Raw genomic sequence first — 22,378 nt, 5'->3', positions numbered from 1 at the left:
TTTTGCTCTGTCGGGGCGAAAGCTGCGGTGGTAAGGCATCGCAACGCAAGAATGTGATCGACCGCCTTCCGGGGCGACGATCCGCAAGGACCTGTTGCCGAGATGACCGACTTCCACCGCATCAAACGCCTGCCGCCCTATGTTTTCGAACAGGTCAACAAGATCAAGGCAGCCGAACGCGCCAAGGGCGTCGACATCATCGACCTCGGCATGGGCAATCCCGATCTGCCGGCGCCGAAGCACGTCATCGAGAAGCTGGTCGAGACCGCCGGCAAGCCGCGCACCGATCGCTACTCCGCCTCCAAGGGCATTGCCGGCCTGCGCCGCGCCCAGGCGCATTACTATCAGCGCCGCTTCGGCGTGACGCTCAACCCCGACACGCAGGTCGTCGCGACCCTCGGCTCGAAGGAGGGCTTCGCCAATATGGCGCAGGCCATCACCGGCCCGGGCGATGTCGTGCTCGTGCCCAATCCGAGCTATCCGATCCATGCCTTCGGCTTCCTGATGGCCGGCGGCGTGATCCGCTCCGTCCCGGCCGAGCCGACCCCGGCCTTCTTCCCGGCGCTGGAGCGGGCGATGGCCCATTCCGTGCCGAAGCCGATCGCGCTCGTCACCTGCTATCCGGCGAACCCGACGGCCTACACCGCCTCGCTCGACTTCTACCGCGACCTCGTCGCCTTCGCGAAGCGGCACGAGCTGATCCTGCTCTCCGATCTTGCCTATGCCGAGGTCTATTTCGACGAGAACGATCCGCCGCCCTCGATGCTGCAGGTGCAGGGCGCGATCGACGTCACCGTCGAGTTCACCTCGATGTCGAAGACCTTCTCGATGGCCGGTTGGCGCATGGGCTTCGCCGTCGGCAACGAGCGACTGCTGGCGGCGCTGGCGCGGGTGAAGTCCTATCTCGACTACGGCGCCTATACGCCGATCCAGGTGGCGGCGGCGGCAGCGCTCAACGGTCCGGACGACTGCATCCGCGAAATGCGCGAGACCTATCGCAAGCGCCGTGATGCGCTGGTCGAGAGCTTCGGCAAGGCCGGCTGGGAGTTCCCCGCGCCGCAGGCCTCGATGTTCGCCTGGGTGCCGATCCCGGAGAAGTTCCGCCATCTCGGCTCGCTGGAGTTCTCCAAGCTCCTGATCGAGAAGGCCGAGGTCGCGGTCGCGCCGGGCATCGGCTTCGGCGAGCATGGCGATGACTACGTCCGCATCGCCATCGTCGAGAACGAGCAGCGCATCCGCCAGGCCGCGCGCAATGTCGGGCGGTTCCTGAAGACCGCGGACCAGACCCTGCACAACGTCATCCAGATGCCGAAGGCAGGGTAGGGGATGGCGGCTGTCTTTCCGGGGCGGCGCGAAGCGCCGACCCGGAAAGACAGCCTGAGGTGTTGCGCCCTGGCACTGGACCGAGCCGCCAAAACATGGGAACGCAGGCGGCGGGGCGGATAGCTGGGACGAAGAGTGCGCGATGGTCTCGAAAGGCCGGTTGATCGGGATCGTTTTCGGCCTGTTCGCGCTGGTCTGCCTGTTCGCGACCTATGATTTCTCGCGTGGCCGCACCGCGGACACCGATTCGCCCCTGATCGCCGAGGTGCTGACCGCGACGCGGGCGCGCGAATGCGGCCGCGACGCCACCGAGATCGTGACGAAGTACTTCCCGAACGGCATGGGCCGCGCCGAAGCCGAGCAACTCCTGGCGCAGACCGTGATCCGGGCGCCGAAGCCCTGGTTCTGGAAGCCGGTCGACGAGAATTCCACCCTGGCGGATGGCGACAGCATCGAGGCGCTGCGCACCATCAAGATCACCGCCTTCGGCAACCAGTTGCTGCGGCTCTATCTCGGTTTCGAGAACGACAAGGTCCACAAGCTCGCAGCCGAGGTCGTCTGCCGCTTCGAGTGAGCGGGGTCACACCGCGCCCGTGAATTCACCGCGCGCCGGATAGTCGTTCTTGATGACGAAATCGAGCGCCGCGACCATCTCGGTGAAATTCGGCCGTACGAACGGCATCGACTGCACCGACAGATAATAGATCGTGCCGTCCGAGCGGATGAGGAACACGCCGGGCTCGGAGAACAGCGCGGGCTCGTCGATTCCGATCGAGGTCTTGCCGCGTGAGGTGGAAATGTAGAGGCCCCATTCGCGGGCCTTGGTCAGCGGCAACCCGTAGCCGACCCTGAGCGCCTGCGCGCCGACCTTTGCCGCCATCTCGGCCGCCCGTTCGGCGCCGTCGCTGCTGATCGCGATGGTCTCGACGCCGCGCGCGGCGAATTCGGGCGTCAGCCGCTCGAGTTCCTTCAGGTAGCTGGCGCAGATCGGGCAGTGCAGGCCCCGATAGAAGCAGATGAGCGTGAAGCGCTCCGGCGATGCCGCATGAAGCTCGAAGCGGCCATGCGCGAGCGTGTCGACGGAGAGTGCGGGAGCCGGCTGACGGGGAGTGAGCATGGACTTGACCTCGTTGCAGTTGCGGTTGCAGCTGCCGAAGGGTTTCGCATATTATTGGATGTGGAAAGTCCCGATCTCATGATCGAAAGTTCGGCGCTTGGGCGAGATCGCCTGTCGAGTTTTTTTGCGGCATTCGACGTCGTGGCGGAGCAGGCCCAGCTCGATACTGCCAATCTCGTGATGCTCGGTCAGGCTGGGGAGCCACAAGCGCTGATCTTTTTGCCGCATGTGGACGGCCCCATGCGCTTCGATGGAGACGTGCTGGCCGCGGTCAGGATCGACTTCGGTGGGCCTGCCAATCCCCTCATCGCAGCACTGCCGGGACGGGTCGATCTGGCCTTGGAGAGCGCCCCGGCGATGCAGGCGGTAGCCAGGATTCTCGTCACTGAGGCTTCCGCCCGGCGCTGCGGTCGCCAGGTGGCGCTCGACAATCTCTGCAAGCTGCTGCTGCTCCTGCTGTTGCGCCACCTGATCGATCAGGGCACGACCCGCCCCGGATTGCTGGCCGGCCTGTCCCACCCACAGTTGTTTCCGGCTCTCACCGCGATGCAGGAGACGCCGGCGCGCGATTGGCGGATCGACCATCTCGCGGTGATCGCAGGCATGTCGAGAACCCGCTTCATGACCCTGTTTCCGCAAGTGGTCGGTGTTACTCCGATGGCCTATCTCGCCAGCTGGCGGATGGTGCTGGCAAGACGCGAACTCGAGCGTGGCGGCCGCGTGAAGCTCGTCGCTCGGCGGATTGGCTACGGCAGTGCCGCCGCCTTCTCGCGCGCTTATCAGCGAGCCTTCGGCGAGCCGCCGGTCGCACGGAGGAAGAGTCGGCAGGGCGAGGGTGCGCTCGCCGTCATTTCTCGATGATGCAGAAGCGGTTCCCGTCCGGGTCTTCCAGCACCACGTAGTCGGCGCCTTCGGGGTAACGCCACTCGGCACGCGTCGCGCCGATACGCAGCAATCGCTCGCCCTCGGCTTTTCGGTCGCTGGCATAGAGGTCGAGATGGTGGCGCTGATGATCCTGCGCCTGTGATGAGACCTGCGTGATCGCGAGCTGCACGCCGACGCCTTCGCGCGGCACCAGGATCGCCCAGTCGGGCGAGGGCGGCCGCAGCGGCTTGTAGGCGAGCGCTTCCGTCCAGAATGCGATGGCGCGCGGCACGTCGCGCACGCCCCAGACGATCGAGCCGACCTTGAGCATCTCGGGTACCTCCTGTTGAACCCTCAATCGCGCCCGATGGCGCAGGTTCCATCCACCCCTTCGCCGTTGACTCCCCGCGCGCCTCATGCGACCCCGCCGACCATGACCATGCACGCTGCTCCCTCCGAGATCAGGCCCCTGCGTGTCGGCATCGCCGGCTTGGGAACAGTCGGCGCCGCGGTCGCCGGTATTCTGAAGCGACAGGAGAACGCGCTCGCCGCGCGTTGCGGCCGTCCGATCCGGGTGACGGCGGTCTCGGCCCGCGATCGCAATCGCGACCGCGGCATAGATCTTTCCGGTTTCGCCTGGTTCGACGATCCGGTCGCGCTCGCCAGCTCCGGCGAGATCGACTGCCTAGTCGAGCTGATCGGCGGCTCGGACGGCCCGGCCAAGCAGGCGGTCGAGGCGGCGCTTTCCGCCGGCAAGCACGTCGTCACCGCCAACAAGGCGCTGCTCGCGGCCCATGGTGTCGCGCTCGCCGAACTCGCCGAGAGCACCGGCGCGGCGCTCGCCTTCGAGGCCTCCTCGGCCGGCGGCATCCCGGTGGTCAAGACGCTGCGCGAGGCGCTCACCGGCAACAATGTCAGCCGGCTCTACGGCATCCTCAACGGCACCTGCAATTACATCCTCTCGCGCATGGAGCTCGAAGGGCTGACCTTCGAGGCCTGCCTGAAGGACGCCCAGCGCCTCGGCTACGCGGAGGCCGATCCGACCTTCGATGTCGAGGGCTTCGACACCGCGCACAAGCTCGCCATCCTGACCAGCCTCGCCTTCGGCACGAGGATCGACGCCGAAGCGATTCATGTCGAAGGCATTTCCTCGATCACGCCGCTTGACCTCAAGATGGCCGATGAGCTCGGTTACCGCATCAAGCTGCTCGGCGTCGCCGAGCGCACCAAGACCGGCATCGAGCAGCGCGTGCACCCGACCATGGTGCCGAAGTCGTCCGCGATCGCGCAGGTGATGGGCGTAACCAATGCGGTGACGATCGATGCCGATGCGGTGCGCGAGATCACTTTGGTCGGCCCCGGCGCTGGTGGCGGGCCGACCGCCTCGGCCGTGATCGCCGACATCGCCGACGTTGCCCGCGGCGCCGCCGGCCATCCCTTCGGCATGCCGGTCGCGCGACTGGAGCAGCCGGCGCGGGCGCCGATGCAGCGCCATGAGGGCGGCTACTATATCCGCCTCGCCGTGGCCGACCGTCCCGGCGCCGCGGCCGCAATCGCGACCCGCATGGCGGAAGCCGACATCTCGCTCGAAAGCATCGTCCAGCACCGCTCCGAGATCGCCGCCCAGCGCGATCCTGGCGGGCGTTCCGGCGCGCCGGTCCCGGTGGTGCTGATCACCTATGCCACCAGCGAACAGGCCATTCGCGGCGCCTTGGAGAAGGTCAGCGCCGACGGCCACATCGCAGAAGCGCCGCAAGTCATCCGTATCGAAAGGGAGTAGGGGGCGAATGGCGAGTGGCGAATAGCGAATGGAGCGACGTTCCATTTTCTCATAGCCACTTGCGCTTTCACTCGCCACTCGCCATTCGCCACTCGCTGAGGAAGCCGCCCATGTCCGAAGATCTCCGCATCTCGCCCGATCAGATCATCGAGCGCTATCTCTCGATGGAGCTGGTGCGCGTCACCGAGCGCGCCGCCGTCTCCGCTGCGCGCTGGCGCGGCCACGGCAACGAGAAGGCGGCCGACCAGGCGGCGGTCGATGCGATGCGGCGCGAGCTCAACCGCCTGCCGATCGACGGCGAGATCGTCATCGGTGAGGGCGAGCGCGACGAGGCGCCGATGCTCTTCATCGGCGAGAAGGTCGGCCTCGGCACCGGTCCCAAGGTCCATATCGCCGTCGACCCGCTCGAGGGCACGACGCTCTGCGCCAAGGACATGCCGGGCTCGATCGCGGTGATGGCCATGGCCGGCGCCGGCCAGCTGCTCTACGCCCCCGACGTCTATATGGACAAGATCGCGATCGGCCCCGGCTACACGCCGGGCATCGTCGACCTCGATGCTTCGGCCGCGGACAACATCAACGCGCTGGCCAGGGCCAAGGGTGTGAAGCCGCACGAGATCAACACGCTGATCATGGACCGGCCGCGCCACGAGAAGCTGATCGCCGAGGTCCGCAAGACCGGCGCCTCGATCCGCCTGATCACCGATGGCGACGTCGCCGGCGTGATCTTCTGCACCGAGCCGGAAAAGACCGGTATCGACCTTTATCTCGGCATCGGCGGCGCGCCGGAGGGCGTGCTCGCCGCCGCTGCGCTGCGTTGCGTCGGCGGCCAGATGCAGGGCCGCCTCATCCTCGACACCGAAGAGAAGCGCAAGCGCGCCGCGACCATGGGCGTCAAGGATCCGAACCACAAATACGACATGGCCGAGATGGCTTCGGGCGACGTCATCGTCTGCGCCACCGGCGTCACCGATGGCGGCATGCTCTCGGGCGTGCGCTTCGGGCCGGAGGTGATCGAGACCGAGACGATCGTCTATCGCTCGATCACCGGCACGGTTCGCCGCATCTATGGCGAGCATCGCGAGCTGTCGAAGTTCAAGCTCGACTGAGTGCAAACCGTCATTGCGAGCGTAGCGAAGTAATCCAGGGGCCGCCGAGCGAGCCATCCTGGATTGCTTCGTCGCTTACGCTCCTCGCAATGACGGACCGCTCGCTTACCCTTGCAGGCTGCCTCCGGCAAGGGTGTGTTCCACGCAGGCGTTGATATGCGTCGCCAGGACATCCGTGGCGCGGGCTATGTCGCGCCGCATCGCGCAGTCGAGCAGGATCTGGTGCTCCTGCGCCGCGGCCTCGCCGCGGAAGATCACGGCGACCATCTGATAGCGCAGATAGCGGTCATAGACCGAGGCGTGCGTCTCCATCAGCACCTGCGAGCCGCAGGCCGAGATCAGCGCGTGATGGAACTCCCAGTCATAGCGCTTCCAGAGCTCCGGATCGGCGCGGTCATTGTCGAGCATGCGCCTTTCCATCAAGGCGAGCTTGTGATGGGCGGCGACGACGCGGCCTTCCCACTCCATGTCCCCGGTGGCGAAGGACTGCGCCAACGCGTGTCCCTCGAGCAGTAGCCGCAACGCCGCGATCTCGCTCAGATTGCTGGCGGAGACCGGCGCGACCATGAAGCCCTTTTGTCCCTCGGCCTCGACCAGCCCTTCCGACGAGAGCCGGTTCAGGATCTCGCGCAGCGTGCTGATGCTGGTGCCATAGGTCTCGCGCAGGTCGTCGAGCTTGAGCCGCTGCGCCGGCACCAGCCGCCCGAAGACGATGTCTGCCCGGATACGGCGATAGGCGAGCTCTCCGATCGAGGCGGTCGGCGGCGCGTAATTCAGCATGCGTGATCCGTCCGGGACTGCGGCAGAGGGCGCAGCTTAGCGACGCAGTGAAGTGGGCACAATTGTTATGGTGAAATCGGGATCATCTGATGAAATCAAAAATACCAGTTGATTGCTGACAGCGGCTTGGGCATGGTCTGCCTCGAAGCGGGGACAACCCGCAGGGGAGGAACGGCATGAAACAGGGTATCGACAGGCGCATGCTGCTGGTGGCCGGTGGCGCGCTGGCGTTGACGGGCGGCGCCACGTTTGCACAGGGCAAGTCCAACCTGCGCTTTTCGGCGGTGTTCTCGGAACAGGACATCCGCGCCGAGATGATGAAGCGCTTCGGCGAAGCCATCAAAGACGATTTCACGCTGCAGCCCTATTACGGCGGCAACCTGTTCAAGCAGGGCACTGAGCTGGTCGCCATGCAGCGCAACAACCTCGAAATGGGGAACATCGCGCCGCAGGACGTCTCGAACCAGATCCCGGCCTGGTCGATCGTCACCTCGGCCTATCTCTTCCGCGATGCCGACCATCTCAAGAAGGTCTTCGCCAGCGACGTCGGCCGCGACCTCAAGAAGATGGCGGAAGACAAGCTCAACATCAAAATCCTCGGGCCGACCTATTTCGGCGCCCGTCAGGTCGGCCTGAAGCCGAAGAAGAAGATCAGTACCCCGGCCGATCTCGCCGGCGTCAAACTGCGCATGCCCGGCGGCGATGCCTGGCAGTTCCTCGGCCAGTCGCTCGGCGCCAACCCGACGCCGATGGCTTATGCCGAGGTCTATACCGGCCTGCAGAGCGGCGCGATCGATGGCCAGGACAACCCGCTGCCCAACGTCCAGAACATGAAGTTCTACGAGGTCTCCTCGCAGATCGTGCTGACCTCGCATCTCGTCGGCTTCGATCTGCTCTGCGTCACCAAGCGCGTCTGGGACGGGATGGATGCGAAGAAGCAGGCCGCCTTCCAGGCTGCGGCCGACGCCGCGATCGACTGGAGCACCAAGGAGCACCTCGCCAAGGAAGCCGAGCTGGTCGACTTCTTCAAGAAGCAGGGGCTCGAGGTCTATACGCCCGATCTCAAGGCTTTCCGCGACTTCGCTCAGAAGAAGTATCTGGAATCCGAGCTGGCCAAGGGCTGGACACCGGGCATGCTCGACAAGATCAACGCGCTCTAGCGTCCGCTACGTTCGAGTGATCCAGTTCTAGCGCTGGCCCCTTGGGGCCGGCGCGGCCCGCCGATGGAGGGGCCGGCGGGCCGAATTTCACCGGAGGGACGATGCCGAACTCGCTGAAAGCGCTCGGCGCCTTCATGGCGCGCCGGGCCGAGAACCTGCTCGCGCTGATGCTCGGGGCGATGTTCCTCGTCTTCCTGGTGCAGATCGTCTTCCGTTATCTGCTCAACTTCCCGATCGGCTGGACGCATGAGATCAGCGTCATCCTCTGGCTCTGGCTGGTGCTGTTCGGTGCCGGCTTCGTGGTGCGCGAAAGCGAGGAGATCCGCTTCGACATCATCTACGGCGCCGTCGGGCCGGGGTCGCGCCGCGTCATGGCGCTGATCACGGCAGTCGCGCTCGTCGCGCTCTACGTGATCTCGCTGCCGGCGATGGTCGACTACGTCGCCTTCATGAAGGTCGAGCGCACCGCCTATCTCAAGCTGCCATTCAACTGGGTCTATGCGATCTACATCGCCTTCGCGGTCGGTGCGATCATCCGCTATCTCTGGCTCGGCTTCAGCGCCTTGCGTGGCAAGGCGCCCGAAGCCTTCGATCCGACCAAGGCGGGCTCGGGCGTATGAGCACGCCTTTCTCCCTCGCCATCCTCGGTATCGTCACGCTGTCGCTGCTCGGCCTGCCGATCGGCCATGCGATGATCGCAGGCTCGATCCTCTACCTGCTTGTCGCCGGGCAGGACCTCTCGATCGCCGCAGAGCAGCTGCTCAACGGCATGTACACCAACTATGTCATCCTCGCCGTGCCGCTCTTCATCCTGGCGGCCGAGCTGATGAATATTGGCTCAATGACCGAGCGCCTGCTGCGCTTTTGCGACGCGCTGGTCGGCCGCTTCAGGGGCGGGCTCGCCCATGTCAACATCGTTCAGAGCGTGATCTTCGCCGGCATGTCGGGCTCGGCCATCGCCGATGCCGCCGGCACCGGCCGGATGATGCAGGCGATGATGACCAAGGACGGCAAGTACCCGCCGGCCTTCGCCGCCGCCTTGACGGCCGTGTCATCGGTGATCGGGCCGATCATCCCGCCCTCGATCCCGATGGTGCTCTACGCGCTGGTCTCCGACGCCTCGATCGGCTTCCTCTTCCTCGGCGGCGTCATTCCCGGCCTGCTGATGGCGCTGGCGCAGATGACGATCGTCGCCTCGGCCGCCAGGCGCCGCAATTTCCCGGTCGAGCCGCCGATCCCCTTGCGCCGCTTGCCCGGCATCACCTGGCGCGCCTTGCCGGCGCTGATGATGCCGGTGGTGTTGCTCGGCGGCATCTATGGCGGCGCCACCACGCCGACAGAGGCTGCCGCCGTCGCCGCCGCCTACGCGCTCGCCGTCTCGGTGCTGCTCTATCGCAGTGTCAGCCTCAGCGCCTTCTATGGCTCGCTCGCCTATAGCGCCCGCACCACCGCCTCGATCGGCATGCTGATCGCCGGCGCGCTCGTCTTCAACTACGTCGTCACCATCGAGAACATCCCCGATAGCCTGCGCGTGCTCCTCGCCAGCTGGAACCTGTCGCCGCTCGGCTTCCTGATCCTGGTCAACGTCCTGCTGCTGGTCCTCGGCTGCCTGCTGGAGGGCACCGCGATCCTCCTGATCGTCGTGCCGGTGCTGATTCCGACGGCCAAGGCGCTCGGCATTGACATGGTGCATTTCGGCGTGGTCGTCGTCGTCAACATCATGCTCGGGCTGATCACGCCGCCCTACGGCCTCCTGCTCTTCATCATGACCAATATCGCTGAGGTGCCGCTGCGCCAGATCGTGCGCGAATGCATGCCGTTCCTCGGCGCGATGATCGTCGCCCTGGCGTTGATCACCTTTTTCCCCGGCCTCGTGCTCTGGCTGCCGCGCCTGATGGGCTACCAGGGCTGACTGGACAGGACTCGACCCGTGAGCAAGCCGATCTACGTCCTCAACGGCCCCAATCTGAACCGGCTCGGCACGCGCGAGCCGCAGATCTACGGCTCGACCACGCTCGCCGAGGTCGAGACGCTCTGCCGCGAGGCGGGCGGCGCGCGCGAGATCGTCTTCCGCCAGAGCAACCGCGAATACGAACTGATCGACTGGATCCACGAGGCGATCGACAAGGGCGCGGCGATCATCATCAACCCGGCGGCCTATTCCTTCACCTCGATCGCGATCCTCGACGCGCTGAAGATGTTTCCCGGCCCGATCGTCGAATTGCACATCTCGAACATCCACCGGCGCGAGGCGCACTACCACAAATCCTATGTCTCGCTGGCCGCGACGGCGATTATCGCCGGGCTCGGCGCGCAGGGTTATGCGGTGGCGGTGAAGGCGGCGATCGACCTGGCGGAGCGCTCCGGCTGAGGCCGGTCAGCGCGCCGTCATCACCGCGCGGGTGAAGCCCGGCTCGACGATGGTCAGGCTGCCGTCGGGCAAGCCGAGGATGCGGTCGATCGCGATACCCTGGAACTGGAAGCGCCGATCCAGTGCCGCGATGGCTGCGTCTTCCTCCGCAGTCCCCATGGCTGCGATGGTGCGGGCGACGGCATCGTGCGTGCTCGCCCCAAGATGCAGGATGATCTCGGCGGCAGCCTCGGGATCGGGCACGGCGAAGACGCCTTCCGTCTTGCCCTGGGCGATGATGCCGGTCAGCACCGGCCGCATCACCGCGATCGAGGCGGCATTGATCCGATGGTAAAGCAGCAAGTTCTCCGGCCGGAAGACCACGTCGAATGCTGCCCGCAACTTCGGAGCGTCCTCGACCTTCATCTGCCGTGAGCGGGCAAGGAAACCGTTCAGCCGGGTGAGGGCGTCGAGCGACGGGTCTTCGAGGATATCGCGAACGCGCGCGACGGCGTCCTGCGCCAGCCGGGCGGTGATCCCTTCCAGCAGATCCTCCTTGGCGGAGAAGTGGTGGTAGAAGCCGCCCTTCGAGATACCGATTTGCGCGATGACGTCGTTGACGGTGGTGCGCTCATAGCCGCGCTCGAAGAACAGCGCCTGCGCCGCATCGAGAATCTCGTTCCTGCGATCATCGGGACGCTTGACGATACGGGGCATGCAAACTCGCTTCTGCTTGACGACCGACCGTCGGTCTGTAAAATGACCGACGGTCGGTCTCTTGTGATTGTGCGCGAGAGACGCCGCCAGCGCAACGTTTCGCGACCCGCGATACTCCTGGGTTGAGCACGTTGGCGCGACGCCTCCTGCGGAGGGTGCCCGTGAAGTTCGCTCGCAGTCTTCTTGTCGTCGCGGCGCTGGTCGCCGCCGGCGGTGCCTATTGGTCGCTGTCGAAGCCGACTGCGGTCGCTACCGTTGTGCCAAAGCGCGGTGATGCAGCCGAGATCGTTTATGCCACCGGCACGGTCGAGCCGCGCATTTGGGCCAAGGTCACGGCGCTGGTGCGCGAGCGCATCCTCGAGCGCTGCGATTGCGAGGGACAGCGCGTGGAGCAGGGGCACGTCCTCGCCCGGCTCGACAGCGCCCAGGCCGAGGCGACTCTGGCAGAGCTCAAGGCCCGCCAGAAGCTCGCCACCGCCGAGCATGACCGGCTCGCGGTCCTGGTCGAGCGCAATGTGATGAGCCAGCAGGCGCTCGATCGGGCGCGCAGCGAGATGGGCCAGGCCTCGGCGCTGATCGCCGGCCAGACCGCGCGCCTGGAGAACTATCTGCTGCGCGCACCGATGGCCGGCACCGTGCTGCGCCGTGACGGCGAGGTCGGCGAGATCGCCGAGCCCGGCACCGTGCTGTTCTGGATCGGCGAGGCCAAGCCGCTGCGCGTCGTCGCCGAGGTCAACGAGGAGGATATCCCACAGGTCAAGCCGGGCCAGCGCGTCTTGATCAGGGCCGACGCCTTTCCGGGACGGACGCTGGAGGGAACCATCGACAGCATCACGCCGAAGGGCGACCCCGTCGCCAAGACCTATCGTGTCTATCTTGCTCTGCCGGGTGATACCCCGCTGCTGATCGGCATGACGGTCGAGCTCAACATCATCGTGCGGGTTGCGCAGAACGCGCTCCTGCTGCCGGTCGCCGCCGTGCAGGGCAATGCGGTCTTCGTCGTCGAAGGCGATGTCGCCCGCCGCCGCGAGCTTGCGATCGGGATACGCGGCACGGGCGATGTCGAGGTGCTCTCGGGATTGCCCGAGCAGGCCCGCGTGATCACACCCTTCCCGGACAAGCTTGCCGACGGCGCGCGCGTCAGGCCGGAAGGAAGTTGAGCCATGCGGCTGATCCTGGCCCTGGCGCTGACGCATATCCGCGGCCGCGGCCGGCAGACGCTGGTCGCGATCATCGGCGTCGCGCTCGGCGTCGGCTTCTCGATCGCCATGGCGGCGCTGATGCAGGGCGGCGAGGATGATTTCGTCGCACGCCTCGTCGACACCATGCCGCATGTCGACATCACCGACGAATACCGCAACGCTCGCCGCCAGCCGGCGCAGGATGCGTTCGCAGCAGTCCAGATCGCCGGCCTGCGCCCGAAGGACGACCGGCGCGGCATCCTCAACCCGACCGAGGCGACGGCGATGTTGCGCGCCTGGGTGCCCGGGCGGCTGGCGCTCAGCCTCAAGACGCAAGGGGTGGTGCGCTATGCCGGCCGCGATGTCGGCATCGCCATCATCGGCATCGAGCCGCAGGCCGAGATGAAGGTCTCCTCGCTCGCCAAGGATTTCCGCCAGGGCAGCTTCACCTCGCTGATCGCCGGCGGCAACAACATCGTCGTCGGCGACCGGCTGGCGCAGCGCCTCGGCGCCGAGCTCGGCACCACCGTCACGGTGGTCTCATCGACCGGCCAGAGCCGTGCCTTCAAGATCGTCGGCCTGTTCCACACCGGCACCACCGCCCGCGATGAGGGCGAGGGCTACGTCCTGCTCAAGAACGCCCAGATCCTCAGCGAGCGCCCGAATGCGATCAACGAGATCAGGCTGAAGCTCGACAACCCCAGCGCCGCGCCGCAGGTCGCGCGCCGGGCCGAGGCGCAGATCGGCTACAAGGCGGTCGCCTGGCAGGAGGCGAACGAGTCGCTGCTCGAAGCGCTCGTGATCCGGAATGTCATCATGTACACGGTCGTCGGCGCGATCCTGCTCGTCGCCGGCTTCGGCATCTTCAACATCATCTCGACGATCACCCACGAGAAGGCGCGCGATATCGCGATCCTGAAGTCGCTCGGCTTCACCGAAACCGACATGCGCCGCCTCTTCCTGCTCGAAGGGCTGGCGCTTGGCGCCGGTGGCTCGCTGATCGGCTGGGTGGTCGGCTTCTCGCTCTGCTTTGCGCTCTCGCTGGTCCGCTTCGAATTGTCGGGCGCGAGCGTCGCGCAGGAGATCACCCGCCTGCCGCTGGCCTGGAGCATCTGGCACTACCTGATCGCCGCCGGCTTCGCGCTGGTCTCGGCCGGTGTCGCCGGCTACCTGCCGGCAAGGCAGGCGGCACGGCTCAACCCGGTCGACATCATCCGGGGCGCGACATGAGCGCGCTGATCGAGACGGTCGGGCTCACCCGCGTGCTGCCGGCCGCCGTGCCGGTGACGCTGGTTGAGGATATCACCCTGACCATCGGCGAGGGCGAGTTCGTCGCGATTACCGGCCCGTCAGGCTCGGGCAAGTCCTCGCTGCTCTATTTGCTCGGCCTGCTCGATCGGCCGACCGGGGGAACGCTCGCCATCGCCGGACGCGATACCGCCGGGCTCAGCGAGCGTGAGCGCGCCGAGATCAGGCTGGCGACGCTCGGCTTCGTCTTCCAGTTCCATTTCCTGCTGCCGGAGTTCACCGTCCGCGAGAATGTCGAGATCCCGATGCGCCGGCTCGGCCGGCTTGGCGCGACCGCCATGCGCGAGCGCTCGACCGAGCTTCTCGGCGCGCTCGGTCTCTCAGACCATCTCGACAAGCGGCCCGACCAGCTTTCGGGCGGCCAGCGCCAGCGCGTCGCGGTCGCCCGCTCGCTCGCCAACGATCCGCCGCTGATCCTCGCCGACGAACCGACCGGCAGCCTCGACAGCAAGAACTCCGAGCAGGTCTTCGCCATTCTCGACGCGCTGGTGCGCGAGCGCGGCAAGACCGTCATCGCCGTGACCCACGATACCGACATGGCCGCGAAGGCGAGCCGCCGCGTCCATCTGGTCGATGGCCGGCAGGCCGAGGCTTGAGGCGGGGCTTCTGCGTCAGTCTTCCGAGGCCGGCTCGGCCTTGCGGCGAAAGCCCGTCGCCAGCACGTAGAGTTCGGAGGAATCGGCGCGGCTCGCCGCCGGCTTGATGTTGCGGACCTGGGTGAAGTCGCGCTTGAGCTGAGCCAGCAGCTCGGCGGTGTCGCCGCCCTGGAACAGCTTGGCCAGGAAGAAGCCGCCCGGCGCCAGTACGTCATTGGCGAATTCGAGCGCGGCCTCGGCGAGGCCGATGATCCTGAGATGGTCGGTCTTCTTATGGCCGGTGGTGTTCGCCGCCATGTCGGACATCACGCCGTCGGCCTTGCCGCCGAGCTTCTCGGTCAGAAGGCCAGGGGCTTCCTCCGACATGAAGTCGAGCTCGATCAGCTCGACATGCGGGATCGGGTCGACCGGCAGGAGGTCGATCCCGACGATCCGGCCCTTGCCCTTGTCGAGCCCGACCTTCGCCGCCGCGATCTGGCACCAGCCACCGGGCGCGCAGCCGAGATCGAGCAGCTTCTGGCCGGGTTTCAGGAACTTGTAGCGCTCGTCCATCTCGGCGAGCTTGAAGGCGGCACGCGAGCGATAGCCCATCTCGCGCGCCCGCTTCACATAGGGGTCGTTGAGCTGGCGTTCGAGCCAGAGCTGCGAGGAATGGCTGCGCTTGGCCGGCTTCTTGACCTTGATGCGCAGGTCACGTGCGCCGCCGCCTGATTTTGTCGTCGTCATTGCCGCCTGCGCCACCAGGCGCGATCCTCGTGCATCATCCTGAGCAGAATGCCCTCGCGCAGGCCGCGATCGGCGATGCGCACCTTCGGGCTCGGAAAGGCCCGCCGGATCGCCTCGAAGATGGCGCAGCCGGCAAGCACCAGATCGGCCCGCTCGCGGCCGATGCAGGCATTGGCCTGGCGCTCGGCATAGTCCATCGCGACGAGTTCGTCGATGACGCTGAGGATATCCTCCTGGCGCATCCACAGACCGTCGACCTGGCGCCGGTCATAGCGCGGCAGACGCAGATGGATGCCGGCGACGGTCGTCACCGTGCCGGAGGTGCCGAGCAGGTGGAAATTGGGAGCGTCGCGCGCCGCTGCCGCCTTCCGCGCGAAGGGGGCCAGCGCCTCGCTGCAATCGTCGACCATGCGCTCGAATTTCTCGCGCCCGACCTCGACCCCGCCATAGCGCTCCGCCACCGAGACGACGCCGATCGGCAGCGAGGCCCATTCGCGGATGCGTTGGGCCGGGTCGCGCCCGGCCTCGCGCCCGCCGAGCCAGACGATCTCGGTCGAGCCGCCGCCGATGTCGAAGATGATCACCGCGCCGGCCTCCGGCGCCGCCAGCGCGGCGCAGCCGGTGACGGCGAGCGAGGCTTCCGTCCTCTGGTCGACGATCTCGAGCTCGATGCTTGCCTCCTCGCCGACGCGGCGGACGAACTCGACTCCGTTGGTCGCGGCGCGGCAGGCCTCGGTGGTGATCAGGCGCGCCCGGGTCACGCCGCGGTGCTCCATCTTGCTCTTGCAGATCTTGAGGGCCTCGACGGCGCGGTCCATCGCGTCGTCGCAGAGCCGCCCGCTGGCGCCGAGCCCTTCGCCGAGCCGCACGATTCGCGAGAAGGCGTCGACGACCCGGAAACCGTGCTGGGCCGGCCGCGCGATCAACAGGCGGCAGTTGTTGGTGCCGAGATCGAGCGCGGCATAGGTCGTGGGATGAGGGCGCTGGTACGGCTCGGGAGCAAACCGAACGGCTTCCGGCGGCGCGGGCCGCTCGCCCGGTAGGGGGACCGCCGCCACGATGGGGCGGTCGGAATCCTGGCGGTCTTCGACCGTCACTTGCTAACCCTTCGCCGGCCATGCCGCCTCGGCGGCTGCCGGGAGTCCAGCACGAAGCTGGAACGTTTCCATTCGGGGGCAGCGTAACAACAGCACACTGCCCCTGCCAAGCGGAACCTGTGGCGAAACTGCGCCGGCTCTCTCGCGCTTGCCTGCATCGTGGCTTCGCGGCAAAGCTCGGCGCCAGCCGGCAATGCGAGCCCGGCAGCGATAGATCGGGAGAAACGGCATGGCGGCGCGGCGCATGATCCTGGCGATCGACCAGGGCACGACTTCCTCCCGCGCCATCCTGTTCGACGAGAATCTGCAGCCGATCGCCAGCGCCCAGCAGGAATTCCCGCAGCATTATCCGGCCTCAGGCTGGGTCGAGCACGAGGCTGAGGATCTCTGGGAGAGCACGCTTGCAGTCTGCCGACAGGCGCTGGCGCGCGCCGAGGCGCGGGCAGGGGAGGTCGCGGCGATCGGCATCACCAACCAGCGCGAGACCACTTTGGTCTGGGACCGCAGGACCGGCCAGGCGATCCACCGCGCCATCGTCTGGCAGGACCGGCGCACCGCCGAGCGCTGCGCCGCGCTGGAGGCAGGGGGCCATGGCCAGCTCGTCACCGAGCGTACCGGCCTGCGCATCGACCCCTATTTCTCCGGCACCAAGATCGCCTGGATCCTCGATCAGGTGCCCGGCGCCCGCGAGCGGGCCAGGCGCGGCGAGCTCGCCTTCGGCACGGTCGACTGCTTCCTGCTCTGGCGCCTGACCGGCGGGCGGGTCCACGCCACCGACGCGACCAACGCCTCGCGCACCATGCTGTTCGATATCCACAAAGGGCAGTGGGACGAGGAATTGCTGGCGCTGCTCGATATTCCCGCCGCGATGCTGCCGGAGGTCCGCGACTGCGCCGCGCATTTCGGCGACAGCGAGCCAGGCCTGCTCGGCGGGGCGGTCGCGATTCGCGGCATCGCCGGCGACCAGCAGGCGGCGACCGTCGGCCAGGCCTGCTTCGAGCCCGGCATGCTGAAATCGACCTACGGCACCGGCTGCTTTGCCTTGCTCAACACCGGCACCAAGGCCGTCGTCTCGCAGAACCGCCTGCTCTCGACCATCGCCTACCAGCTCAAGGGCGTGCGCCATTACGCGCTGGAGGGCTCGATCTTCATCGCCGGCGCCGCCGTGCAATGGCTGCGCGACGGGCTCGGCATCATCGAGAAGGCCTCGGACAGCGGCCCGCTCGCGGCCAATGCCGATCCCGGCCAGCAGGTCTATCTGGTGCCCGCCTTCACCGGCCTCGGCGCGCCGCATTGGGACGCCAATGCCCGCGGCGCCATGTTCGGGCTGACGCGCAACACCGGCCCGCGCGAATTCGCCCGCGCCGCGCTCGATTCGGTCTGCTTCCAGACGCTCGACCTGCTCGAGGCGATGCGCTCCGACTGGCCGGAAGCCGATGGTGCGCAGACCGTGCTGCGTGTCGATGGCGGCATGGTCGCCTCCGACTGGACCATGCAGCGCCTCGCCGACATCCTCGCCGCCCCGGTCGACCGGCCGCAGGTGCTGGAGACGACGGCGCTCGGCGCCGCCTATCTCGCCGGCCTCGACGCCGGCCTGCTGCCGGAGCCGGCCCAGTTCGCCGATCGCTGGCGGCTGGAGCGGCGCTTCTCGCCGAGTCTGGCCGAGGAGACGCGCCGCAGCCATGTCGCCGGCTGGCGCGACGCGGTCAGGCGCACGCTCAGCGCCGGCTGAAGCAGTCTCGCGCGAACGCCCATGCCGGATGGCGCTGGCGTTCGTTTCGGGCTGTCGCGCAAGGCGCTGCGACCGCCTTGCATGTCGAAATCGTCACAGAAGGCTTGCAACCGGGCGCGAGGTTGTTTAGATCGCGGCCATCCGACGCGTCGCACCAAGCGCGCCCGTTGGGGGATCGTCTAACGGTAGGACCCCAGACTCTGACTCTGGTTGTCTAGGTTCGAATCCTAGTCCCCCAGCCACTTCCTTAAGTGGTTGATCTAAGATAGAAATCTGAAATTTCTATAGCTGCCGTCCGTAGCTTTCGGACATGACGCGGCGGCTTGCCGCGAGTGCTTTCCCCAACGCTTATGAAACCCGGGGCATAGGTGCGAAACTGCCGGCTCCGCAATGACAGGACATTCTTCAGTGAATGAGCCGCTGCGGCTGCCGTGAAGGTGACGCCACCGAGCAACCTCACGCCTTTGAACGGTTCGCTGAAGACGACGACCTCGGCGCCGCGATTGACCTGGAGGCCGCTGACCATGATCGCTGCGCCTGCAGCCGGCAGGCGATAGCGTGGGCTTCACCCCTTCGCTGGGTCTTGAGACCGCAATCCGGAGGACCCAGAGCTGCTCGTCAGCCGCTGCCGGCCGCGTTCAAGAGTTTGGTCATTTCCGCCCCATCGGGTTTGGTGAGATTCTAGAAGGTGACGCTCGAGCGAGCAGCTCTCGACGCGCCGTGGCGGACCATGCGAAACTTGTCGCAGGAGGCGCGGCTGGGGTGTCGCCTCCTGGACCCGGCTCACATGATGCATCGTCGTTCCTTTCTGGTCGCCTTGGCGGCATCGGGGCTCGCGATCCCTGATCGGCGGGCTTCGGCGGCGGAGCCCGTCAGGCGGATCATGCTGATGGTTGGCGTGCCGTTCGACCATCCCATCCTGCGCGCCCGGATGGCGGAGCTGAGCCGGCTCATGGCCGAGAAGGGATGGGTCGAAGGCCGGAATCTGCGTATGGTCTGGCGGTTCTCGGGGGTGAGCGAGGATGATCTGGCGCGGACCGCCGCCGATGTGGTCCGTGAGAAGCCGGACGTCATCGTCGTCGGCTCCAGCGCAGAGACTGCGGCTGTCCTGGAGCAGACGCGGCAGATCCCCGTGCTGTTCTCGACCGCGTCCGATCCCGTCGGCAGCGGCTTCGTGCGCTCGCTGGAGCGCCCTGACGGCAACGCCACGGGATTCAGCAACAACGACCCCGCCATGTCGGAGAAATGGGTCGAGCTCTTGACCGAGATCGCGCCGGCGACCCGCCGCATTGGCGTGGTCTTCAACCCCCATACAACGCCGGCTGCGGGCAAGAGCTATCTCGCGCGCCTGCAGACCAGCATTCGGGGTGAAGAGCTCGCCCTTGAAATCATTCACGTGACCGAGGCATCGGAGATCGCCCGCGAGATCACGGCATTCGCCTCCAAGGGGAGTGGCGGCGGCCTGGTGTTCCTGCCGGACAGCTTCACCTTCCGCAATGCCGCGGCCTGCGCGGCTTCCGCGGCGCAGCAACGATTGCCGGCGATCTACCCGTTCGACACCTTCACGCTGCAGGGCGGCCTGATCTCTTATACCGGCGCGCGCGAGGAGACGGCCGAGCTGATCGCCTCCTATATCGATCTCGTCCTGCGAGGGGCGAATGTCGCCGAACTGCCGGTGCAGTTTTCGCGCAGTTTCGAGCTGGTCGTCAATCGAACCGCTGCCGCGGCCCTGGGGCTCGACCTGCCGCCGTCCCTGCGAATCCGCGCAACCCGGATCGTGTCGTGACGCAGCACGGCGCGGCGGAAAAGGACGGCGTATCACGGCCGCGCGCCGGCCTTACCCGCAAGTATACGGTTTTCGTCGTCGTCGCGATCTGCCTGGCCCTCGGACTCAATACGGCAATTGCAGCGCTCTTCGCCTTTTCGGATCAGCGGGCCCTTCTCGTCCGCGTCCAGCAGGAGCAGGCCCGGGCGGCGGCGCAGAGGATCGGCGCCTTCGTCGCCGACATCATGAGCGACCTTGAGCTCGCTTCTGAGAACGGCACTGGCAACGATTCGCCCGAAGAGCGTCACCTCGATGGCTTGAGGCTGCTGCGGCAGGTTCCCGCCATCCTCGATTTGCGCCAGATCGATCAGGACGGGCGCGAACAGCTCTTCCTCTCGCGTTTCGCGCGCGACCGGGCTGGCAGCGATATGGACTGGTCTGCCGACCGGGGTTTCCAGATCGCGCTCGCACAGGGCAGGTTCTATGGCGAGGTCGAGTTCCGGCGCGGGTCGGAGCCGCATATGGTGTTGCTCCGGCGCTCGGCCTTCGCTCCACATCGGGTTGCGCGGGCGACCGTCAATCTCGTTTTCATCCGCGATGTCGTGTCCCGGCTCAAGGTCGGCGAAGCTGGCCGCGCCTATATCGTCACGCGTGCAGGCCGGCTGATCGCCCATCCTGACCTGCGTTTCGTCCTCCGGAGTACCAACCTCGCCGATCTGGTAAAGGCGCATACGGCGGCTGGTGGCCCAGGCGCCGGGCTTTCGATCACGGATGTCGAGGGCCGGCGCGTCCTATCCGTCATGGCCGCCGTCCCGGATCTCGACTGGAATGTCGTCGTCGATCTGCCGGCGAGCGAAGCTTTTGCGCCCATCCGCGCCTCGATCCTGCGCTCGCTGGCGCTGCTGGCGGTCGCACTTCTCGCCGCTGTGTTGGTCGGCATCGCTCTCAGCCGCAAGCTCGTAGCTCCGATCAAGGCGCTCGGCGTTGGTGCCGCGCGGATCGGCCAGGGCGAATTGGACGAGCGGATCGACATCCACACCGGCGACGAGTTGCAGGAGCTCGGCGATCAGTTCAACCTGATGGCAGAACGCCTCGCAGAAAGCCGCGCCGTCCTGGAAGACAAGGTCGCGGAGCGTACGCTCGCCCTGAAGACGGCGCTCGAGCTTGCCTCGGCCGGGCAGAAAGCGGCGGAGGAGGCAACGCGTGCCAAATCCCGATTCCTGGCCGTGGTCGGGCACGATATCCGCACGCCATTATCCGGTGTGCTCGGGGTTCTGGAGCTGATCGATCGCGGGCGCCTGAACCAGCGCGACCGCCGTCTCGTCGCCATGGCCGCGACCTCCGGCGAGGCTCTGGTCGATCTCGCCAACGCGACGCTCGACCTGTCCCGGCTGGAGGCCGGAACCGAAAGCCTGGATCTGCGTGATTTCGATCTTGGCGCCCTCATGACCGCAACTGCGGCACTGATGCATCCCCTGGCAGAGCAGAAGGGACTGGTCCTGAGGTTGCAGCCACCGCCCGAGGGCCTGCGCCTGCACGGCGATTCCGGCAAGATTCACCGCGTCATCGTCAACCTGTTGCGCAATGCGATCAGCTTCACCGAGCAGGGCGAGGTCGAGTTCGGCGCCGCTTTCCAGCCCGCATCAGCCTCGCAGCGCCCCAGGCTGACACTCACGGTGCGCGACACCGGCATAGGGATCGACCCCGCTATACAGGACCATATTTTCCGCGATTTCGTCCAGGTCGACCCGGAAACGGGACGCCGCAACGGCGGGGCCGGTCTCGGATTGGCGATCTGCAGGAAGCTGGTCGAGTTGATGGGCGGCTCGATCTCCGTTGCCAGTGCCAGAGGGCAAGGCAGTACCTTTTCCGTCAGCTTGCCAATGGCTGCGGCCAAGGCCGCGGCTCGGCCCGGCGAGGCGCCTCCGGAGCAGTTGCAGCGGATTCTTGTCGTCGACGACGACCCCGTGACGCGCGAGGTCGCCCGGCTCATGGTCGGCAAGGCCGGCCACAAGGTGCAGGCCGCGGCCTCGGGCGAGGCGGCTGTGAAAACCCTGCGCAAGCGCACGTTCGACCTTGTTCTGCTCGATATGCATATGGGCGGAATGGACGGTATCGAAACCACACGAGCGATCCGTGCCTTGCCGGCCATCGCGCAGCCTCGGATCGTCGCGCTGACGGCGGATGTCTCTCCGGAGACGATGCGGCGGATGCGTGCGGCGGGATTGGCGACGATCCTGTCCAAGCCGATCACCTCCGCGGCGCTCCTGCAAATGATCGGCCGCAGGGGAAGCCGTGGCGGCCGAGGTCCGGTCGTCGCCCTGTCGCCGGACCAGCCCGTCGACGTCACCTTCTTCCGGACACAGCGCGGGCTGATCGGCGAGGCCCGTACGCGGCAGCTCGTGGCGCTCTTTGCGACCGTGTCCGCGACCATCCTGACCGGCATGGGGGAGGCCGCTGAGCGCCTTGACCGTGCCGAGCTGGGCCGGCTGGCTCATCAGTTGGCAAGCTCGGCAGGAGCCGTCGGTCTTGGACGTGTCTTCGCCCTGGCCACTGCGCTCGAGCGCGAGGCGACGGGTGCAAGCGCCGAGGCGTTGACGCTCGCGATCGACAGGCTCGACCTGGCCCGCACCGAATCCCTCGACGCCCTCGCCGGATTGGAAGTCCAGGTGCTCGCCGAGGCGGCTGTCCCGTAGAGCCCGTTCCGATCAACTTGCACCGCAAGTTGATCGGAACGGGCTCTAAACTCAAAGGAGAGACGGATTCACCGATC

The 22,378-nt window shown here is 66.8% G+C and carries 22 protein-coding genes and 1 tRNA gene; 16 read left to right on the top strand and 7 right to left on the bottom strand.

The features are described from left to right. The first annotated feature begins 102 nt into the window (after nt 1–102). A complete protein-coding gene (locus ACSQ24_RS14550; RefSeq protein WP_436095362.1) occupies nt 103–1,323 on the top strand; it encodes an LL-diaminopimelate aminotransferase in 1,221 nt (406 codons plus the stop codon). 142 nt (nt 1,324–1,465) lie between these two features. Further along, complete coding sequence (locus ACSQ24_RS14545; protein ID WP_436095361.1) at nt 1,466–1,897, top strand: hypothetical protein; 432 nt, start codon at nt 1,466–1,468, stop codon at nt 1,895–1,897. Nucleotides 1,898–1,903: 6 nt separating this feature from the next. On the opposite strand, the gene ACSQ24_RS14540 is transcribed toward ACSQ24_RS14545, so the two are convergent. Then, complete coding sequence (locus tag ACSQ24_RS14540; RefSeq protein WP_436095360.1) at nt 1,904–2,440, bottom strand: peroxiredoxin-like family protein; 537 nt, start codon at nt 2,438–2,440, stop codon at nt 1,904–1,906. Between the two features lie 78 nt (nt 2,441–2,518). On the opposite strand from ACSQ24_RS14540, the gene ACSQ24_RS14535 reads away from it, so the two are divergent. Then, nucleotides 2,519–3,301 carry a helix-turn-helix transcriptional regulator gene (locus ACSQ24_RS14535; protein ID WP_436095359.1) on the top strand — a complete coding sequence of 261 codons (783 nt, stop codon included), beginning with the start codon at nt 2,519–2,521 and terminating at the stop codon, nt 3,299–3,301. Here the strand turns inward: ACSQ24_RS14535 and ACSQ24_RS14530 are convergent. Then, nucleotides 3,288–3,635, bottom strand: coding sequence for a VOC family protein (locus ACSQ24_RS14530; protein WP_436095358.1), 348 nt, complete (start codon nt 3,633–3,635; stop codon nt 3,288–3,290). The genes ACSQ24_RS14535 and ACSQ24_RS14530 overlap by 14 nt on opposite strands. A gap of 108 nt (nt 3,636–3,743) precedes the next feature. Here ACSQ24_RS14530 and ACSQ24_RS14525 point away from each other — a divergent pair, with 108 nt between their 5' ends. Continuing rightward, nucleotides 3,744–5,084 (top strand): homoserine dehydrogenase, encoded by a 1,341-nt coding sequence (locus tag ACSQ24_RS14525; protein ID WP_436097895.1) that lies wholly within the window; start codon nt 3,744–3,746, stop codon nt 5,082–5,084. 110 nt (nt 5,085–5,194) lie between these two features. Further along, nucleotides 5,195–6,193, top strand: coding sequence for a class II fructose-bisphosphatase (glpX, locus tag ACSQ24_RS14520; protein WP_436095357.1), 999 nt, complete (start codon nt 5,195–5,197; stop codon nt 6,191–6,193). A 105-nt stretch (nt 6,194–6,298) separates the two neighbouring features. Here the strand turns inward: glpX and ACSQ24_RS14515 are convergent, their stop codons facing one another. Continuing rightward, entirely contained in the window at nt 6,299–6,973 is a 675-nt protein-coding gene (locus tag ACSQ24_RS14515; RefSeq protein WP_436095356.1) for a GntR family transcriptional regulator, read from the bottom strand. Between the two features lie 176 nt (nt 6,974–7,149). On the opposite strand from ACSQ24_RS14515, the gene dctP reads away from it, so the two are divergent. The 4 genes from dctP to ACSQ24_RS14495 all read left to right on the top strand — a co-directional run bounded on the left by dctP (nt 7,150) and on the right by ACSQ24_RS14495 (nt 10,504). Beyond that, complete coding sequence (gene dctP, locus ACSQ24_RS14510; protein WP_436095355.1) at nt 7,150–8,133, top strand: TRAP transporter substrate-binding protein DctP; 984 nt, start codon at nt 7,150–7,152, stop codon at nt 8,131–8,133. A 101-nt stretch (nt 8,134–8,234) separates the two neighbouring features. Next, nucleotides 8,235–8,753 carry a TRAP transporter small permease gene (locus ACSQ24_RS14505; protein ID WP_436095354.1) on the top strand — a complete coding sequence of 173 codons (519 nt, stop codon included), beginning with the start codon at nt 8,235–8,237 and terminating at the stop codon, nt 8,751–8,753. Continuing rightward, nucleotides 8,750–10,045: a TRAP transporter large permease gene (locus tag ACSQ24_RS14500; protein ID WP_436095353.1), complete on the top strand. Its 1,296-nt coding sequence runs from the start codon at nt 8,750–8,752 to the stop codon at nt 10,043–10,045. Before ACSQ24_RS14505 ends, ACSQ24_RS14500 begins: the two co-directional genes overlap by 4 nt. An 18-nt stretch (nt 10,046–10,063) precedes the next feature. Continuing rightward, the gene (locus ACSQ24_RS14495) at nt 10,064–10,504 is read left to right on the top strand and encodes a type II 3-dehydroquinate dehydratase (protein WP_436095352.1); all 441 of its coding nucleotides are present in this window, start codon (nt 10,064–10,066) and stop codon (nt 10,502–10,504) included. Nucleotides 10,505–10,510: 6 nt separating this feature from the next. Here ACSQ24_RS14495 and ACSQ24_RS14490 read toward each other — a convergent pair whose 3' ends face one another. Further along, on the bottom strand, nt 10,511–11,200 hold the full coding sequence (locus ACSQ24_RS14490) for a TetR/AcrR family transcriptional regulator (protein ID WP_436095351.1): 690 nt from the start codon (nt 11,198–11,200) through the stop codon (nt 10,511–10,513). Nucleotides 11,201–11,361: 161 nt separating this feature from the next. On the opposite strand from ACSQ24_RS14490, the gene ACSQ24_RS14485 reads away from it, so the two are divergent. From ACSQ24_RS14485 to ACSQ24_RS14475, 3 genes are read left to right on the top strand one after another with little or no spacing between them, the layout of a single operon-like run. Continuing rightward, nucleotides 11,362–12,360 (top strand): efflux RND transporter periplasmic adaptor subunit, encoded by a 999-nt coding sequence (locus ACSQ24_RS14485; RefSeq protein WP_436095350.1) that lies wholly within the window; start codon nt 11,362–11,364, stop codon nt 12,358–12,360. 3 nt (nt 12,361–12,363) lie between these two features. Beyond that, nucleotides 12,364–13,611: an ABC transporter permease gene (locus tag ACSQ24_RS14480; RefSeq protein WP_436095349.1), complete on the top strand. Its 1,248-nt coding sequence runs from the start codon at nt 12,364–12,366 to the stop codon at nt 13,609–13,611. Then, nucleotides 13,608–14,285: an ABC transporter ATP-binding protein gene (locus ACSQ24_RS14475; protein WP_436095348.1), complete on the top strand. Its 678-nt coding sequence runs from the start codon at nt 13,608–13,610 to the stop codon at nt 14,283–14,285. Before ACSQ24_RS14480 ends, ACSQ24_RS14475 begins: the two co-directional genes overlap by 4 nt. Nucleotides 14,286–14,300: 15 nt before the next feature. Here the strand turns inward: ACSQ24_RS14475 and ACSQ24_RS14470 are convergent, their stop codons facing one another. Together ACSQ24_RS14470 and ACSQ24_RS14465 are read right to left on the bottom strand one after the other, a co-directional pair. Then, nucleotides 14,301–15,011, bottom strand: coding sequence for an RlmE family RNA methyltransferase (locus tag ACSQ24_RS14470; protein ID WP_436095347.1), 711 nt, complete (start codon nt 15,009–15,011; stop codon nt 14,301–14,303). Beyond that, nucleotides 15,008–16,108 (bottom strand): Ppx/GppA phosphatase family protein, encoded by a 1,101-nt coding sequence (locus tag ACSQ24_RS14465; protein WP_436095346.1) that lies wholly within the window; start codon nt 16,106–16,108, stop codon nt 15,008–15,010. Before ACSQ24_RS14465 ends, ACSQ24_RS14470 begins: the two co-directional genes overlap by 4 nt. A gap of 229 nt (nt 16,109–16,337) precedes the next feature. On the opposite strand from ACSQ24_RS14465, the gene glpK reads away from it, so the two are divergent. From glpK to ACSQ24_RS14450, 3 genes are all read left to right on the top strand, one after another. Then, nucleotides 16,338–17,840, top strand: a complete 1,503-nt coding sequence (gene glpK / locus ACSQ24_RS14460) for a glycerol kinase GlpK (RefSeq protein WP_436095345.1) — start codon at nt 16,338–16,340, stop codon at nt 17,838–17,840. 168 nt (nt 17,841–18,008) lie between these two features. Further along, a tRNA-Gln gene (locus ACSQ24_RS14455) sits at nt 18,009–18,082 on the top strand. Between the two features lie 446 nt (nt 18,083–18,528). Further along, complete coding sequence (locus ACSQ24_RS14450) at nt 18,529–19,626, top strand: ABC transporter substrate-binding protein (RefSeq protein WP_436095344.1); 1,098 nt, start codon at nt 18,529–18,531, stop codon at nt 19,624–19,626. A 32-nt stretch (nt 19,627–19,658) separates the two neighbouring features. Here ACSQ24_RS14450 and ACSQ24_RS14445 read toward each other — a convergent pair whose 3' ends face one another. After that, complete coding sequence (locus ACSQ24_RS14445; protein WP_436097983.1) at nt 19,659–20,336, bottom strand: hypothetical protein; 678 nt, start codon at nt 20,334–20,336, stop codon at nt 19,659–19,661. A 69-nt stretch (nt 20,337–20,405) separates the two neighbouring features. Here ACSQ24_RS14445 and ACSQ24_RS14440 point away from each other — a divergent pair, with 69 nt between their 5' ends. Further along, entirely contained in the window at nt 20,406–22,301 is a 1,896-nt protein-coding gene (locus tag ACSQ24_RS14440; RefSeq protein WP_436097894.1) for an ATP-binding protein, read from the top strand. The last annotated feature ends 77 nt before the right edge of the window (nt 22,302–22,378 follow it).

Origin of the sequence: Allobosea sp. LjRoot237 (assembly GCF_964253285.1) — a bacterium.
Lineage (GTDB): Bacteria > Pseudomonadota > Alphaproteobacteria > Rhizobiales > Beijerinckiaceae > Allobosea.
The sequence above is the reverse complement of the archived record's forward strand: the minus strand, read 5'-3'. Positions and strand labels throughout refer to the sequence as shown.

Bases quoted from the DNA above. Each gene is read 5' to 3' on its own strand.
- ACSQ24_RS14475 (WP_436095348.1), top strand. From the start codon at position 13,608: ATGAGCGCGCTGATCGAGACGGTCGGGCTCACCCGCGTGCTGCCGGCC.
- glpK (WP_436095345.1), top strand. From the start codon at position 16,338: ATGGCGGCGCGGCGCATGATCCTGGCGATCGACCAGGGCACGACTTCC.
- ACSQ24_RS14500 (WP_436095353.1), top strand. From the start codon at position 8,750: ATGAGCACGCCTTTCTCCCTCGCCATCCTCGGTATCGTCACGCTGTCG.
- ACSQ24_RS14530 (WP_436095358.1), bottom strand. From the start codon at position 3,635: ATGCTCAAGGTCGGCTCGATCGTCTGGGGCGTGCGCGACGTGCCGCGC.
- ACSQ24_RS14525 (WP_436097895.1), top strand. From the start codon at position 3,744: ATGCACGCTGCTCCCTCCGAGATCAGGCCCCTGCGTGTCGGCATCGCC.
- ACSQ24_RS14470 (WP_436095347.1), bottom strand. From the start codon at position 15,011: ATGACGACGACAAAATCAGGCGGCGGCGCACGTGACCTGCGCATCAAG.
- ACSQ24_RS14480 (WP_436095349.1), top strand. From the start codon at position 12,364: ATGCGGCTGATCCTGGCCCTGGCGCTGACGCATATCCGCGGCCGCGGC.
- ACSQ24_RS14515 (WP_436095356.1), bottom strand. From the start codon at position 6,973: ATGCTGAATTACGCGCCGCCGACCGCCTCGATCGGAGAGCTCGCCTAT.
- ACSQ24_RS14540 (WP_436095360.1), bottom strand. From the start codon at position 2,440: ATGCTCACTCCCCGTCAGCCGGCTCCCGCACTCTCCGTCGACACGCTC.
- ACSQ24_RS14550 (WP_436095362.1), top strand. From the start codon at position 103: ATGACCGACTTCCACCGCATCAAACGCCTGCCGCCCTATGTTTTCGAA.
- ACSQ24_RS14535 (WP_436095359.1), top strand. From the start codon at position 2,519: ATGATCGAAAGTTCGGCGCTTGGGCGAGATCGCCTGTCGAGTTTTTTT.
- ACSQ24_RS14505 (WP_436095354.1), top strand. From the start codon at position 8,235: ATGCCGAACTCGCTGAAAGCGCTCGGCGCCTTCATGGCGCGCCGGGCC.
- ACSQ24_RS14490 (WP_436095351.1), bottom strand. From the start codon at position 11,200: ATGCCCCGTATCGTCAAGCGTCCCGATGATCGCAGGAACGAGATTCTC.
- ACSQ24_RS14445 (WP_436097983.1), bottom strand. From the start codon at position 20,336: ATGCGCCTTTACCAGATCGGCGAGGTTGGTACTCCGGAGGACGAAACG.
- ACSQ24_RS14545 (WP_436095361.1), top strand. From the start codon at position 1,466: ATGGTCTCGAAAGGCCGGTTGATCGGGATCGTTTTCGGCCTGTTCGCG.
- dctP (WP_436095355.1), top strand. From the start codon at position 7,150: ATGAAACAGGGTATCGACAGGCGCATGCTGCTGGTGGCCGGTGGCGCG.
- glpX (WP_436095357.1), top strand. From the start codon at position 5,195: ATGTCCGAAGATCTCCGCATCTCGCCCGATCAGATCATCGAGCGCTAT.
- ACSQ24_RS14440 (WP_436097894.1), top strand. From the start codon at position 20,406: ATGGCCGCCGTCCCGGATCTCGACTGGAATGTCGTCGTCGATCTGCCG.